Genomic DNA, 16030 nt, shown 5'->3' on the forward strand with positions numbered 1-16030 from the left:
AAAATTTAGGTATAAAATCAATCTTCGGTCAGTTCGTCTACTTTTTCTACATCGCGATATTCCAGCTCATCTATACCTTTGAAATATTGTTCGGCGCATTCGATTTTCAAACGTTCAGAGTAACGCAGTTGGTCTTTATCCACGCCCGCTTGTATACCTTTAGCTGTGCCTTTGGTTTCTGCAACGAAAAACGCTTGTTTCCCGGTTTCGGCCACTACCGCCCAGTCGGGATTGTAGTTGCCCAAAGGTGTGGGAATCTTGAACCATTTGGGTAGTTTGAAATAGAAAGGTATTTTTCCAAACGTATCGTCGTTGTAATTTTCACAATCACGGGCGAAATTTTTTTCAATAGCTGAATCCAGCGGGATATAGTTTTCATTAATGGTTTTCTCCGGTCTGCTTACTTTAAACGTGTAGTCGTTTTCGTAAAACTCCGTGCCGTTGGTTTCCATATCTCGCCATTTTTCCATCAGGCTTTGGCAATAGCGCTCGTCTTCGCTGATGTCGTAGCGTATGCCTTTTACCATCAGGTTTCGCAGAGCAAGGTTGATTTTGTCGGCGGCAAGGTCGATAAAACGTTGCGGATTGCCCGGTAGGTCGGGCAGGCGGTCGGATTGGACGAGGATTTCATACACGGTGCGCCGTGTCAGCCCCGTTTTTTTCTGAATGGCACCTAATACGTCGGGAACAGCCCATTCGGCTTCCACAGTCAAGCTGCGGCTGGCGGTTTCTTCTGCCCAAACGCCGTCAGTTTGCGACTGCTTGATTCGGGCTTTGTGCATTTGTATTTTCGGTTTTTGGATTTCGGGCATATGGCGCACGGTTTCGGCGGCGGATTCAATCAGTACGGCCGTGTCGAAATCCACGCGGTAGCGCGGTTTGTGGCTGAGTTTCTGCCAAACGGCCTGAAACGCGGGGCCGAGCGTAAAATCTTTGCGGTAGTGCACGGTTTTTTTACGGGCAGCGTTTTTGATATTGTCCGATGCAAACGTGATGCCGCACTCGTCTTGGTATTCCTGTTGCAATGTGGCGGCAAAATGCTCGTAGCTTTCATTGGGAATAACCGTGAGTACGTTCACTTTTTCATCGCGCACCCGCACACCGCTTTGGTTGACTGCCAAACGCAGGCCGCGTCCGATTTCCTGCCGTTTTTTGATCGGCGAGTTGCTTTCGTTAAGCGTGCAGATTTGAAACACGTTCGGGTTATCCCAGCCTTCTTTCAGGGCGGAATGTGAAAAGATAAAGCGCAAAGGGCTGTCGAACGAAAGCAGCGTTTCTTTGTCGCGCATAATCAGATGGTAAGTGTCGTTGTCGGCCTGCGTTGTGCCGTTGGTGTTTTTCAGACGGCCTTGTTTGTCTTGCGAAAAATAGCCGTTGTGTACGCCTTCCGGGTTCTCTCCGCCCGAAAGTTTGGTGTAAATCTCTTCAAACCACAAAGCAAACTTGCCTGCTTCACCCGCTGCTGTGCGGTAGTTTTCCACCTTGTCGATAAAAAACAGCGACAGCACCTTGATACCGTAGGCTTTCAGGCGTTTTTCCTTTTTCAGGTGTTCGGCAACGGTATGGTGAATCTGCATTTTCATGATATTGTCGCGCATCGCATCACCGCTGCCGCGCTCGATTGTTCGGCCGTCTGAAAGCGCGATTTCCTGTGTTTCGCTATCCATGCCTTCAATGATAAAGCCGTGTCGGTAGGCTTCGTTGCCGCCCGATTTGTCAAACAAATCATCGCCGTTTTTCACGCTCACGGTTTTCTTTTTTGTTTGCCGCCCGTCTTCAACCAAAATATTCACTTTTGCTTTCAGACGGCCTTTGGAAGCCGATAACACTTCCAGTAGCTCCACCGGCGCGCCGTTCACATCGTTTTCTGCCTGCACCGACAACACTTCAATCTGCTTAACCAGCTTCAGGTTATAAGCCTGCACCGGATTCAGGCTGTAAATCTTGTGGCGGCTTGCTTTGTGGGTGGCCGAATAGCGCAGCGTAAACAGCGGATTGAGCGATTCAATCGCTTTCAGACGGCCTTCCGTTTCCATATTCTGCGGTTCGTCGATAATCACAATCGGACGCGTTTGGCTGATTTGCGTAATGGGCGCATCGCCGCTTTCGTTGACCTGATTGATCACATTCAAGTCTTTTTCAAACGACTGGATATTGATGACCAAAATTTCAATATTGTCGTTAACGGCAAAAGAGCGCAACGCCGACAAACGGCTGCTGCTGTATTCTGCATAATTCATCACGGGCTTGTCGAACAGGTCGGAAAAGTGCGTGCGCGTGCTGCGCAGGGTTTGCAATACCCCCTCGCGGATGGCCACGCTCGGCACCACAATCACAAACTTCGTCCAGCCGTATTGTCGGTTCAACTCGAAAATCGTGCGCAGGTATACATAAGTTTTGCCCGTACCCGTTTCCATTTCCACCGAAAAATTCAAGCCGTGTTCGCCAATGTCGGTTTGGGAGAGTTCTGATTCCTGCTGGACGGTATTCAGGTTGCGGTTTATGGTCTCCCAATCCAAAGCCAATTCATTTGCCACAAAGCGGCTGGTCGCACTGCTTTGCAATTCAAAATCCTGTTTGCGGTTAGGCTCACCTTCAAACAGGCGCAAAACCGCATTGACCGCATCAAGCTGGTAATTCAGCGTTTCAAATTTCAGTTCCATATCGTTTTCTTTTCAAATCATCTGTTGCGCTGTACGGAGCCGGTAGGTCGGATACTTGTATCCGACGATCTGATAGGCAGATATTGTCGGATTCGAGAATCCGACCTACACACATTCAAAAATAATGCCCGCGTCGCGCATCTGCAAAACGGCATTACTTTTTAGCGCATCATTGCCTTCAAACAAACGGTCGAGTGCCACGACTTTGGCGGGGTTTTCGGCAATCACTGTATCTATCAAAGCTTCGTCGGCGCGGGTAAGCAGCAGGGCGGTGCGTTTGCCCGTGTCTTCGTCTTCCGCCCAATACACGCCGTCTGATACATGTAGTGGGCAGGTGAGTTTCAAACCTAAGCGCAGCATCAGTTCGTAGGCCATATTCAGCGGTTCGGCATGTTCGGCAACAGGATCGATAAACATGGCCAGTTGCGCCTCGAGGCCGTCTGAACCTTTTTCAGACGGCCTCCACGGTTTGAAATGGCTTTCGGCCAGTTTGAATACCTTAAAACCGGTATCAATGTTTTTTTCAGGATGTTGTTCGCGGATTTGCCTGCCCGCACGGCGGATGCGTTCTTTGGCGATTTCGGCGATGGTGTCGAAACCGGCTTTGCGCGCTTCGGATTTTTCGTCGGTTTCTTCGGGAAGCTGCACGCAGATATAGCGGCGGCTGCTTCCGTCTTCGGCGTTAAGCTGCATTACGGCGTGGGCGGTGGTGCCGGAGCCGGAGAAAAAGTCAAGGATTAGGTCGTTTGAGTTGCTGACATAAGAGGCCAAGTGATGGATGAGATTGGTGGGTTTGGACTTTCCAAACACTTGGCTATTAAATAACTGCTTGATGCTTTCACCGCCGTTTCGGGTGGGTATATCAATTATTCCTTTCAAGTTGCTTTCGGTTTCTTCAATAAATAATTTCCGATAAGCTCTTTCGCCACGCCATACAATTCTGTTATTTTCAAACAGTTCATTAATGTAATCCTGTCCCATCCAATGGCGGCCTTCAGGCGCGGGAATAAGTTTATTACCGAAATAGCGGGGTGGGCCGCTGCCTTCGCCTGTTAAATCCACGGCATAGTAGATTTTCCAGTTGTTATCTAAATTGTTGTAGTTGCTAATCCAATTGTATTTTTTACTTTTTTCCCGCTTTCCTCGTTCCAAAATATCCTTAATTGCTTGGCTAAGCATTTGCCGAGTTTCATCTAGGCTTTTTCCTCGCAGCTTGGCATCGGCAATTAATGTGTTTAAAAAGGCACTTTCGGGACGAGTGTTTTTCCATCTTGTTAACCCGTAATTATTTTTGGCATAGCACAATATATATTCGTGCTCTATTGCGATCTGTTCGCTGTTTCGTGAAGAGTTGTGCCAAACCATTTGTCCCACAAAATTCTCTGCCCCAAACACCTCATCACACAGCAGCTTCAATTGCGCCTGTTCGTTGTCGTCAATCGAGATAAAAATCACACCGTCGTCGCGTAGCAGGGTTTTGGCCAGATGTAGGCGCGGCAGCATCATGGAGAGCCAGTTGCTGTGGTAATGGCCGCTTTCCTTGCTGTTTTTGCGCCATGCACCTTGGAATACGCCGTCGCGTTTCAGGTAGCCTTTGTCGCTTTTGTCGCCGACGCGGCGGGCGTATTCTTCGCGGGTTTCCGAAAACTTGTCTGGATAGATAAAAGAATCGCTGCCGGTGTTGTAAGGCGGGTCGATATAGATCATCTTCACGCTGCCGGCATAGGCTTTTTGCAGGATTTTCAGGGCTTCGAGGTTTTCGGCTTCGATAAATAGATTATTCGTGCCGTCGAAATCCACCGATTCGGCTTGGTAGGGAATCAGTGTGTTGGATGTGGGCGCTTGAAGAGTGCGGTAGGCTTCGCTTTTGCCTGCCCAGTTGAGCTGGTAGCGTTCGTTGTGATGGGCGAGATTCTCTTCGCCGAGAATGAGCTTGAGTTTTTCCCAGTCGATTTGGTCTTCGCAAAAGGCTTCGGGAAAGAGAGATTTTAGTTTTAATATATTGATTTTATTGTAATTTTCATTTATAATTTGGTTGCTGGTTGCTGGTTGCTGGTTGCTGGTTGCTGGTTGCTGGTTGCTGGTTGCTGGTTGCTGGTTGCTGGTTGCTGGTTGCTGGTTGCTGGTTGCTGGTTGCCCATATTTTATCCTTTCCCTTTGATAGCTGAAAAAAACGCATCATAACAGTTCGCTAAGCATATTATCAGAGGCCGTCTGAAAAAACAGCGCAAATCAACTTATTTTTCAGGCTATGGTTGCATTAAGCCTGAGTGTGGCGGGCATATTGTTTTCTCAAGTTGATTTGCGCTGTTTTTTCAGACGGCCTTTGTCTGCTTCGACTTCATGTTTTTAAACCCTGAAATAAACACCTTTTTCATCACATACCCGCTCGATCGGCCACTGATAGACTTCTGCCAGCAATTCGGGCTGCATCACTTGTTCGGGAGCTCCGGCGGCAACCACTTTGCCCTGATTCATCAATATCACATGTTGGGCGTAACGGGCGGCCAGATTTAAATCGTGCAACACCATAACCGCGCTGAAATGTTGGCGGTTGCCGCCCAGATAGTTCATCAAGCTGTGTTGGTGGCGGATGTCGAGATGGTTGCACGGTTCGTCGAGCAGCAGTATCGGGGCGTTTTGGAGTAGGGCGCGGATGATGTTGGCGCGTTGCTGCTCGCCGCCGGAAAGGGTTTGGATGCGCTTTTCGGCGAGTTCTTGCAAATCGAAATGAGCCAGCAGGGCTTCGGCTTGTTCAGACGGCTTGGAGGCCGTCTGAAAAGGCCATGTGCTGTCGCTTCCGCGCCCGAGTTCGATGTATTCGCGTACGGTTAGCGGCATTTGGTATTGGCCGTGCTGCGCCACCCAAGCGACGCTGCCTTGTTTCAGTTGCGGTGCTACGGCCTTGCCGAACAGATTTACCGTGCCTTGCCCCGTTTGGCGGATCAGGCTTTTGAGCAGAGTCGATTTGCCTGCCCCGTTGGGGCCGATAATGGCTGTGTGGCAGCCGTGCGGCAGGTTCAATTCTTCGATTTCCAGCAGCACCTTGGTTTTGGCTGTTACTTTCAATTGTTTGATGGTAAAAGAATAATTCGTCATATATTTTAAGAGACCGTAAGTTTGGGCGGTGGCAAAGGCGGCGTGGAAAGCAAAGCAACGGCCGCAGCAACAGTTCGGTTGATTAACTTTATTTGCGTAAAGGTTTTAAAAACAGCCACATAAAGAAAGGCCCGCCGAGCAGGGCGATAACGATGCCTACCGGAACATCTACCGGATAAGTAAACCAACGTGCCGCGCTGTCGACAGCCAGCAGAAACACGGCACCGAGCCAAGCCGAAAGAACAATCAGTTTGCTGCGTCTGCCGCCTACTGCCTGAGCCACGACATTCGGCACCATCATGCCGAGAAAGCCGATGATGCCTGAAAGCGATACGGCGGCTCCGGTAAGCAAAGCGGCACCGACCACGGTTTGTATCCGCACCGCCTGCACCGAAATCCCCATGCTGACGGCGGTATCTTCGCCAAGCATCAGAATGTCGAGCTTTTTGCCGACGATAACCAGCAGTATCAGCCCCGCCAGCATCACGGTTGCAGCATACAACGGTGAAGTAAATCCTGCTTCGGCCAAGCTGCCCGACAGCCAGATGGTTGCGCTGCGCAAAACCATATCGTCGGATAAAAACAGAATCAGGCTCACGATGGCAGCGGAAAATGCGCTCAACACAAAGCCCAGCACGAGCAACCCCAATGTGCCGCCGCCGATGAAACGGTGAATGCCCAATATCAGCAGACAAACCGCCAAAGCTCCGGCAAAGGCCGCCAGCGGTACGCCCACCGCTCCGATGCCGAAAGCCAGTACGATAATCACGCCCAATGCCGCTCCGCCGGAAGTGCCGATCAAGCTCGGGTCGGCCAGCGGGTTTTCAAACAGTGCCTGCAACGCTGCTCCGGCCGCCGCTAAAGCCGCGCCGACCAGTAAAGAAGTGAACACGCGCGGCAGTCGGATGGCCTGTATGGTTTCGTCCATTTGGTGCGGCGGCTGCCATTCGCCGAAGCCGACGCCGGCACAAAACCAGATGAGGGCGGCGGTAATTGTGAGGGAGAGAATAAGGGGGAAAGGTTTCATGGCTTTATCGCGAAACTGTTTTTTAAAAAAGCTGTTAAATTCGAGGATGACAAACGTTGTAGTTTCAACCGCGCGCAGCACGGCAAACGTCTGCCTGCGTGGGAACAAATATTATGTGCTTTGCCGTTGGGTGTAGATTTTGGTGTGGGCCGGTTGGGTGAAATGTTGATGGGGTTTGCTTGTTCCGGCGGATTGTGTTTGGCTATTTTTGTAATTTTTTTGTTAAAACAGCCGTCTGAATGTTCAGACAGCTGTTTCGAGATTAAGGCTTAACGGAAAAAGTCGCCCATTCCGGCAGGTAGGCCTTGGGTGAACGCGCCCATGGTTTTGTTGGTGGTTTCTTCGGCTTTATTGCCTGCATCGTTGATGGCGGCCAGCACCAAATCTTCGAGCATTTCTTTGTCGTCGGCCGCTTCTTTGATCAAATCTTCGCTGATGTCGATTTTGCGGACAACGTGGTTGCAGGTCATGGTTACTTTAACCAAGCCGTTGCCTGCTTCGCCGTTCACTTCGGTTTCAGCCAGCTTGGCTTGTGCTTTTTTCATGTTTTCCTGCATTTGTTGCGCCTGCTTCATCAGGCCGCCTAATCCGGCTTTTCCGAACATGGTTTTACTCCTGGTTAAAAAGGGTTTGATGATACCTTTTGAATGGGAAGACGGCAATACGGCGCGGCTTTTCAGAAGGGTTTATTCACGGTTTGTCATACTCGGGTCAAGCCCGAGTATGACGGGTATGGTTTTGCCGATATATGGTTAACGAAACTGTTTTCAGACGGCCTCAATGCTTTATTCCTGCGACTCGGCCAGTTTGAGTGTGTCTGGCAGCCACTCGGCTTCAAAAAGGTCGAGAATCTGCCGTGCGGTTTGGTCGGCTTCGAGCAGGTCTTGCGCTTTTTGGCGGCCTTCGAGTTGCAGGCGTTTGCTGCGCATGGCGGGGGTCTCCCAACCGGCATCGTCGCGCCACGGCTCGGTTTGCAGCTTCAGTTGCAAACCGTAGGCATCGGCAAGGGTGTTTTGGATTTTGTCGAGACGCTCTTTATTGGTAACGGCGCGGGCTTCGCCCGATAGTGACAACAGCATCAAGCCTTTTTCGGCATCGTAGCCGGTCCAGGCGGCGTGTTGGGTCAGCATTTGCGCCGCGCCGAGTTTGGCGGCAAAGCGTTTGGCGATGGCCGCCCAGTTTTCGGGGGCGAACTCGGGCAAGGGGGCGAAGCCTGCTTCGTCTTCATCGTCGGGCGGCGTTTCGTCCTGCTCCGTTTGTGCATTATCCGTTTTTTCGTGGTGTTCAGACGGCATCACCGGCATATCGTATTCGGGATAGGCGTATTCTTCGGGAAAATACGGCGGCTCGTCTGCATCGGGATAAGGCGGCGCATCGGCATATTCGGGCGGATAATCCGAGGCCGTCTGAAAAGCGGTTTCGGCGTTTTCAGACGGCATGGTTTGCGGGCTGTGCACTTCGCTTAACGGAGAGGCCGTCTGAATATTGGCCGTGCTTGCTGCCGGTGTTGCCGCTGCGTTTTGAAGGCTTTCCATGCTTTCAGACGGCATGGCGGCTCCGGGTTGGCCGGTTTGAGGCGTTTCAGGTGCGGTTGGTTCTTGTGCGGCAACTTGTTCGCCTACCGTTTCGGACGGCTTTGCTGTCGGCATTGAGGCCGTCTGAAAATGCTCTGCTGCCACGGCAGGCGTTTCCTGCATGGGATTATGCAAAGGTGCTTCTTCTGCCTGAACAGTTGTTTGCGTTTCAACTTTTTCAGACGGCCTTATGGGTTCGGAGGCCGTCTGAAAATGCTCTGCTGCCACGGCAGGCATTTCCTGCGTGTGATTGTGCAAAGGTGCTTCTTCTGCCTGAGCCGCTGTTTGCGGTTCAATTTTTTCAGACGGCCTGATCTCTTCGGAGGCCGTCTGAAAGCCGTTCTCTGCCGTTTCAGGTGTTTGCGGCGCATCTTCCCACGGCGGGGTGTCTTCTGCCTGAACAACCGCATCAGGCTTTTCAGACGGCCTCACGGTCGGTGCGGGCGGTGTTGGGGCGGCGGGCGGTGCGGTTTGTGTTTCAGGCAGAATCAGCGGCTTTTTTGCGGCAGGTTCCGCCGCTTCGGGGTTGTGCAGTTGCGTACCTTCAATCACGCCGTCGGGGTCGTGCGCTTTGGCGGCAATCGGGGCAAACGCGAGCATACGCAACAGCGTCATCACGAAACCGGCGTATTCGTCGGGCGCGAGGCTCAGGTCTTGTTTGCCGTGGATGGCGCATTGGTAGTAAAGCTGGATTTGTTCGCCGCTTAAATATTGCGATAAGCGCAGCAGCGTTTCGTGTTCGGGGTCGTCGGCAATGGCGGCGGGAACGGTTTTCGCCAAGGCCAACCGTTGTAGCAGCATGGCCAGTTCGCTCAGGGCGTTGTCGAAACCGATGGCGCGGGCGGCCATTTCCTGTGCTTTGCGCAGCAGTTCTTCGCCGTCTTGGTTTACGATGCCTTGCAGCAGTTCGTAAAGATAGCGTTTGTCAACCGCGCCGATCATCTGGCGGACATCATGCTCGGTAACGCTGCCGGAACCCATCGCAATCGCTTGGTCGAGCAGGCTCAAGGCATCGCGCATCGAACCCATGGCAGCGCGGCCGAGCAGTTGCAGCGCGGGCGGTTCGAACGGAATCTGCTCCACCGTCAGCACATGCGCCAAGTGGTCGGCCACTTGCTGCGTGGTCATGTTGCGCAGCACGAATTGCAGGCAGCGGCTCAATACGGTGATCGGTACTTTGTGCGGGTCGGTGGTGGCGAGAATGAATTTCACATGCTCGGGCGGCTCTTCCAGCGTTTTCAGCATGGCATTGAACGCGCTTTTGGAAAGCATGTGCACTTCGTCGATGATATAGACTTTGTATTTGCCTGCGGTGGGCGCGTATTGGGCGTTTTCGAGCACTTCGCGGATGTTGTCGATGCCGGTGTTGGAAGCCGCGTCGATTTCGAGTAGGTCGACGTATCGCCCCGCGTCAATCTGCGTGCAACTTTGGCACACGCCGCAAGGCTCGCCGTGGTTGGCGTTTTCGCAGTTGAGGCTTTTCGCCAAAATGCGGGCGATGGTGGTTTTGCCCACCCCGCGCGTGCCGGTAAGCAGATAGGCATGGTGCAGGCGGCCTTCGTCGAGCGCGTTGCGCAATGCTTTGACAACATGCTCCTGCCCGACCAAATCGGCAAAGGTTTTAGGCCGCCACTTACGGGCGAGAACTTGATAAGCCATAGATTCTCTTTTTTACTTAAAAGTATAATAATAATAAAAAGTATAATAATTTATATTTAACTTTATGATTTATTTTTTTTAAAAGGATTGCTTCTAATAAACATTTCCTTCAGTGATTTTTTTTGAAGGGCTAAGAGATTTTTTAATTTATTTTCATTTTTTAATAATTTTTTTTTTTTAATAATTTTTTGATTTTATATGCATTCCGTATACAAAGTATTGTATGCATAAATAAGTTTGATGCTAATAAGAAGAAACCAAGAGAAACTAGGTGTAAAAGTACTGCTTTAAAACCAGAAATGTTATTGAAATTAAATATAATTGCTACAGCATAAATAGAAAAAATAACAAGTAATATACAAAAAAATATAAACCAGAGATAAGCAGTCCATTTAAATTTAAATATTATTTGATTTTCTTTTAATTCTAATTTTAGATATTCGCTTGCGCCTTTGATTTGTTTGAAAGAAAATTGAGACAATTTCCTATGAAAAATATCATATATTTTTTCTCTTTCTGTATCGTTTGCGCTTAAACCTGTTAGTTTTTTAAAAAATAGCTTATTTAGTTCATTTTTCAAGAAATTTTTATTATTTTCATCAATATAATCATTTTTAAGTAAGTTTTTTATAAATTCCTCGTGTCTATTTCTAATTTTATTAAAAATAGGCATAATATATTTATAATTTAAAAATATCAAAATTATAATGAATACTATTGTACTTATTATATCGGCTGAATTGCATGTTGTGTTTGCTTTACTTACACTTTCACTTACACTTTCACTTGTACAATTCCTTATTTGATTAATAAAATTTGTAATAAAATCGTTTATTTCTTTTAATGAAGATAAATTCATAATTTAATTCCTCTCTATATATATTTGTTATTTTACAAACGGTAGTTGCCGCCCACGCCGTTGGCGATATCGCGCACGGCGGTTACATACATGCGGCTGTGGTTGTATTGCCATACGGCGTAGAAGTTATTCAGGCCAATATAGTATTCATACACGCCCGGCGCGGTTTCGAGGCGGTAGAGCACGGCTTTTTCGTTGTCGTCCACCACTTCCTGCGGCATCACGCCCAAGCGTTTGAGTTCGCCCACTGTGCGGGTGAGCGCGGTTTTTTCGTCGATGATGTTTTGCAGTTCTTGCGTGATGGTAAGCGTAACCGGCACCACCATTTTGCCGTTGGTCTGCCAGCCGTGCGCTTTCATGTAGTTCGCCACCGAAGCCGCTACGTCGCCGACGTTGTTCCAAATATCGCGCAGGCCGTCGCCGTCGTAATCGACCGCATATTTGCGGAAGCTCGAAGGCATAAACTGCGGCATGCCCATCGCGCCGGCATAGCTGCCTTTAAAACTGAATACGTCGCGCTTCTCTTCTTTCGCCATCAGCAGAAATTCATGCAGTTCTTTTTGGAAAAACTCGGCACGGCGAGGATAGTCGAATGCCAGCGTACTCAAAGAATCCGCCAAACGGAAGCTGCCCATATTGTTGCCGTAGTTGGTTTCGATGCCGATGATGGCCACAATCAGTTCGGCCGGTACGCCGTAGCTGCGCGCCACGGCATCGATGGTGGTTTTGTGTTGTTGGTAGAAGCGCTTGCCGTTATTGATTTTGGCTTCGCCGGAGTTGCCCGTGCGGAATTCGTACCACGGGCGCGACGTGCCGGGGCGGTTCATGATGTTGATGATGTTGCCTTTGTATACCACGCCGTCGAAAAAGCTTTGCAACTCGCCGCTGCTGAATTTGCCGCTTGCCGTTTCATGTGCGATGAAACGCTGCACGTTGGTGTTGCCGTTAAAGCCGCTGATGGCGACCGAGTCGGCAGTATGGTCGAACACGGGGCGTTTGCCGACGGGGGCGACGGGCGTTTCTTTCGCTTTGTGGTCGGGGGTGGTGCTGCAGGAAAGTAAGGTGAGGGCGGCAAGAACGGTGAGTGCGGTTTTTTTCATGGCGGTATGTTTTCTTGAGGCGGTTGCGGGAGATGCAGTTTATCAAATTTAGGTGGGTGCTTAAAGGCCGTCTGAACAATCAGGCTGCATGCCGTCCGGCATTTGCCGTCGGTGTGATGGGGCAGCTTGATTGTTCAGACGGCCTTTGCTTACGCTTCGCCTGCTTGGGTTATTTCACGTTGCGCAGGTAGTTGAGCAGCAGCGGTACGGGGCGGCCGGTAGCGCCTTTCTCTTTGCCCGATTTCCAAGCCGTGCCGGCAATATCGAGATGCGCCCACGGGTAGTCTTCGGTGAAATATGACAAGAACGTGGCGGCAGTAATCGTGCCTGCGCCGGGTGTGCCGATATTGGGGATGTCGGCAAAATTGGATTTGAGCTGTTCTTTATAAGTGTCGAACAGCGGCAGCTGCCATGCTTTGTCGTCTGTTTCGCGGGAGGCTGCGAGCAGTTGGTCGACGAGTTTCTGATCGTTGCCCATTACGCCGCTCACGTCGTTGCCCAATGCGATGATGCAGGCGCCGGTGAGTGTGGCAACGTCGATCACGGCTTTGGGTTTGAACTGTTCGGCGTAAGTGAGTGCGTCGCACAAAATCAGACGGCCTTCGGCATCGGTATTCAATACTTCGATGGTTAAGCCTTTCATGCTGGTTACGATGTCACCGGGTTTGTTGGCTTCGCCGGAAGGCATGTTTTCGCAGGTGGGTACGATGGCAATCAGGTTGATGGGCAGTTTCAGTTTGACGGCGGCGCAGAATGTGCCGATTACGCTGGCGGCACCGCACATGTCGTATTTCATTTCGTCCATGTTGAGGCCGGGTTTGAGCGAAATACCGCCGGTGTCGAAGGTAATGCCTTTACCCACCAACACGATGGGGGCGTCGTCTTTGTTTTTGGCGCCGGAATAGGAAAGTTCGATCAAATAGGGTTTCTGTTTGCTGCCTTTGGCCACCGACCAAAAAGAACCCATGTTTTTCTTGATGTAGTCTTTTTCGAGGATTTTCACCGATGCGCCGATTTTTTCGGCTTCTTTTTTAGCGGTTTGCGCCAAGAATTTCGGCGTGCATTCGTTGGGAGCGGCGTTGCCGAGGTCTTTGCACAAGGTCATGCCGTATATTTGCGCTTCGGCGGTTTCCAACGCGGTTTTGATGCCGGCTTCTTGGCCGGGGCAGTAGAAAGTTACGCCGGCCAGCTTGGCGGGTTTGGCTTCTTTTTTGTAGCGGTCGAAACGGTAGGCGGCATTGCCGAATGCGGTGGCGAACACTTCGGCAACCAAAGCGGCGTTCTTTTTGCTGAACGGTGCGGTGCAGATGTGGATATGCTCTTGTTTTTGCGCCCATGAAGTGGCTTCGGCGGCGGCTTTGGCAACGGTTTCGCGGCTCAGGTTGTTCAAGCGCACAACGGCGATGGCTTTGAGGCTGCCGTTTTCGACAATTTGGGTTTCGGCAAACGATTGGTTTTCTTCCAACGTGCCGCAGAGCAGGGCGGCGGTTTCATTGTCGCTGTTTTTGCTGCACGGGCAGGCATCTTCGCAGATGTAGAGCAGCGCACCTTCTTGGCTTGGCTGCAATTTTTCGGCTTTTGTGCTAAATTCCATGTTTATTCTCCTGAACTGAACGGTGGTTCGCAATATATTTTTCAGACGGCCTCAAGCAAAGCAACAGCAGGCCGTCTGAACATTTCGGCCTGATTGTACTCTATATGTCCGGCCGTCTGAAACTTTTCAGACGGCACGAACACCCGCTTCTGCACCGAAAGCTGCAAAATTTTATGATTTACCAACGCAATTTTATTAAAGAACTTTCCTTCACGGCCGTCGGCATCTTCGTGGTGCTGCTGGCGGTGCTGGTATCGACGCAGGCCATCAACCTGCTGGGGCGTGCTGCCGACGGCCGCGTGGCGATTGATGCCGTGGCCGCACTGGTGGGTTTTTGGGTAATCGGCATGACCCCGCTGCTGCTGGTATTAACCGCCTACATCAGCATCTTGACCGTGCTGACGAGATATTGGCGCGACAGCGAAATGTCGGTTTGGCTTTCATGCGGTCTGGCATTAAAACAATGGATACGCCCCGTTTTGCAGTTTGCGGTGCCCTTTGCCGTGTTGATTGCCGTGATGCAGCTTTTCGTGATGCCGTGGGCGGAACTGAGAAGCCGTGAATTTGCCGAAATCCTCAAGCAGAAACAAGAGTTATCGTTGGTAGAGGCGGGTGAGTTCCGCACACTCGGCAAGCGCAACGGGCGGGTGTATTTTGTCGAAACTTTCGACGTGGATTCAGGCATCATGAAAAACCTGTTTTTGCGCGAGCAAGACGATAAAGGCAACGACAATATCGTGTTTGCCAAAGAAGGCACGTTTTCTTTAAAAGACAACAAGCGCACGCTGGAACTGAGCAACGGCTACCGTTACAGCGGCACACCGGGCAAGGCGGACTACAACCAAGTTTCATTCCAACATTTAAGCCTGATTATCAGCACCACGCCGAAAATCATCGACCCCATTTCCCACCGCCGCACCATTCCCACCGAAAAATTATTCGGCAGCAGCAATCCGCAGTATCAGGCCGAACTGATGTGGCGTTTGTCGCTGCCCATCAGCGTATTGCTGTTGAGCATATTGGCTGTGCCGCTTTCCTATTTCAACCCGCGCACCGGCCATACTTATAATATTCTCTTTGCCATCGGCCTTTATCTGATTTACCAAAACGGGCTTACCTTTCTGCGCAACGCCGTTGAAGACGGCAAACTCAATTTCTGGCTCGGTATGTTGCCGATGCACATACTGATTGCGTTTATCGCCTTTATCCTGCTGCGTGTGCGCAGTATGCCCGCCCAACCGTTTTGGCAGGCGGTCAAACTCAGCCTGAAAGGCGGTGCGAAATGAAACTGCTTACCCGTTACCTCATCAGCCGCCTCAGTGTAACTTCGTTTTACGCGCTGTTGGCATTTCTCGCGTTATACAGTTTTTTCGACATCATCAACGAAGTGGGCGACATCGGCAAAGGCAGCTACAACGGTGCCAAAATGATGCAGTATGTGTTTATGCAGATGCCTGCCCATGCCTATGATTTAATGCCGCTGGCCGTATTGATCGGCGGTTTGGTGGCACTCAGCCAGTTGGCTTCCGGCAGCGAGCTTACCGTAATGAAAACCAGCGGTATGAGTACCAAAAAGCTGATTGCCGTGCTGCTGCAGTTCGGCCTGATTTTTGCCGTATTGACCGCACTTTTGGGCGAATGGGTTGCCCCTTCGCTCAGCAGACACGCCGAAAACATGAAAGCCACCGCCGTTAGCGGCAAAATCAGCACCGGCAGCCAAGGCTTATGGCTGAAAGAGCAGAATAATGTTATCAATGTGCGCGAAATGCTGCCCGACCATACCTTGCTGGGCGTTAAAATCTGGCGGCACAACAATGACTTTCAGCTTGCCGAAGCCGTTGAAGCGGATTCCGCCGTGGTGGAGAAACACAGCTGGAAGCTGAAAAACGTGCGCCGCAGCTTGCTGGAAAACGGGAAAGTGCGCACCGAAACCCAAGCCGTACAGCCGTGGCAGGTTAACTTGAACAGCAGTTTGCTCGACGTACTGCTGGTCAAACCCGAGCAAATGTCGGTATCTGCGCTGGGCACCTATATAGGCCATCTGAAAAACAACAGCCAGCAAACCAAAACTTATGAAATCGCATGGTGGCGCAAACTGATGTATCCGGTTGCCGCTATGGTGATGGCGCTGGTGGCATTGGCCTTTACGCCGCAAAACACCCGCCACGGCAACATGGGTTTGAGGTTGTTCGGCGGCATCTGCTTGGGCTTGGCCTTCCACTTTGCCGGCCGCCTGTTCGGTTTTACCGGCGAACTCTACGGCGTGCCGCCTTTTGTCGCGGCGGTTTTGCCGACGCTTCTTTTCGGGGTTTTAGGCGTTTATTTGATCCGCAAGCAGGAAAAGCGTTAAGCGATACCATGTAATCAGAACAATAAGCAAGGGGCCGTCTGAAAATTTTCAGACGGCCTTGTATTAAAAACGTGTTGATTGACTTGTGTTGATTGACTAAAGATA

At 50.7% G+C, this 16030-nt stretch carries 12 protein-coding genes; 3 read left to right on the plus strand and 9 right to left on the minus strand.

The window, feature by feature from the left end:
• Positions 1 to 17: 17 nt before the first annotated feature.
• From LVJ88_RS03875 to mltB, 8 genes are all read right to left on the minus strand, one after another.
• Positions 18 to 2663 carry a restriction endonuclease gene (locus LVJ88_RS03875; RefSeq protein ID WP_085418625.1) on the minus strand — a complete coding sequence of 882 codons (2646 nt, stop codon included), beginning with the start codon at positions 2661 to 2663 and terminating at the stop codon, positions 18 to 20.
• A gap of 105 nt (positions 2664 to 2768) precedes the next feature.
• Entirely contained in the window at positions 2769 to 4463 is a 1695-nt protein-coding gene (locus LVJ88_RS03880) for a site-specific DNA-methyltransferase (protein ID WP_244694182.1), read from the minus strand.
• A gap of 549 nt (positions 4464 to 5012) precedes the next feature.
• Complete coding sequence (locus LVJ88_RS03885) at positions 5013 to 5762, minus strand: ABC transporter ATP-binding protein (RefSeq protein WP_085359387.1); 750 nt, start codon at positions 5760 to 5762, stop codon at positions 5013 to 5015.
• An 88-nt stretch (positions 5763 to 5850) separates the two neighbouring features.
• Positions 5851 to 6789 (minus strand): FecCD family ABC transporter permease, encoded by a 939-nt coding sequence (locus LVJ88_RS03890; RefSeq protein WP_085418632.1) that lies wholly within the window; start codon positions 6787 to 6789, stop codon positions 5851 to 5853.
• A gap of 269 nt (positions 6790 to 7058) precedes the next feature.
• The gene (locus LVJ88_RS03895) at positions 7059 to 7394 is read right to left on the minus strand and encodes a YbaB/EbfC family nucleoid-associated protein (RefSeq protein ID WP_004284292.1); all 336 of its coding nucleotides are present in this window, start codon (positions 7392 to 7394) and stop codon (positions 7059 to 7061) included.
• Between the two features lie 180 nt (positions 7395 to 7574).
• Complete coding sequence (dnaX, locus tag LVJ88_RS03900) at positions 7575 to 10022, minus strand: DNA polymerase III subunit gamma/tau (protein ID WP_085418626.1); 2448 nt, start codon at positions 10020 to 10022, stop codon at positions 7575 to 7577.
• A 160-nt stretch (positions 10023 to 10182) separates the two neighbouring features.
• On the minus strand, positions 10183 to 10881 hold the full coding sequence (locus LVJ88_RS03905) for a hypothetical protein (RefSeq protein ID WP_244694183.1): 699 nt from the start codon (positions 10879 to 10881) through the stop codon (positions 10183 to 10185).
• Between the two features lie 32 nt (positions 10882 to 10913).
• Positions 10914 to 11981 carry a lytic murein transglycosylase B gene (mltB, locus tag LVJ88_RS03910; RefSeq protein WP_085418934.1) on the minus strand — a complete coding sequence of 356 codons (1068 nt, stop codon included), beginning with the start codon at positions 11979 to 11981 and terminating at the stop codon, positions 10914 to 10916.
• A gap of 32 nt (positions 11982 to 12013) precedes the next feature.
• On the opposite strand from mltB, the gene LVJ88_RS03915 reads away from it, so the two are divergent.
• Entirely contained in the window at positions 12014 to 12172 is a 159-nt protein-coding gene (locus LVJ88_RS03915) for a hypothetical protein (RefSeq protein WP_158087950.1), read from the plus strand.
• On the opposite strand, the gene LVJ88_RS03920 is transcribed toward LVJ88_RS03915, so the two are convergent.
• Positions 12151 to 13575 (minus strand): leucyl aminopeptidase, encoded by a 1425-nt coding sequence (locus LVJ88_RS03920; protein WP_085418935.1) that lies wholly within the window; start codon positions 13573 to 13575, stop codon positions 12151 to 12153. The two genes, LVJ88_RS03915 and LVJ88_RS03920, sit on opposite strands and share 22 nt — an antisense overlap.
• A 173-nt stretch (positions 13576 to 13748) precedes the next feature.
• On the opposite strand from LVJ88_RS03920, the gene lptF reads away from it, so the two are divergent.
• Complete coding sequence (gene lptF, locus LVJ88_RS03925) at positions 13749 to 14861, plus strand: LPS export ABC transporter permease LptF (protein ID WP_085356778.1); 1113 nt, start codon at positions 13749 to 13751, stop codon at positions 14859 to 14861.
• Positions 14858 to 15925 (plus strand): LPS export ABC transporter permease LptG, encoded by a 1068-nt coding sequence (lptG, locus tag LVJ88_RS03930; protein ID WP_085418936.1) that lies wholly within the window; start codon positions 14858 to 14860, stop codon positions 15923 to 15925. Before lptF ends, lptG begins: the two co-directional genes overlap by 4 nt.
• The last annotated feature ends 105 nt before the right edge of the window (positions 15926 to 16030 follow it).

The sequence above is a fragment of the Neisseria dumasiana genome (assembly GCF_022870885.1).
In the GTDB taxonomy this organism is placed as follows: Bacteria; Pseudomonadota; Gammaproteobacteria; order Burkholderiales; family Neisseriaceae; genus Neisseria; species Neisseria dumasiana.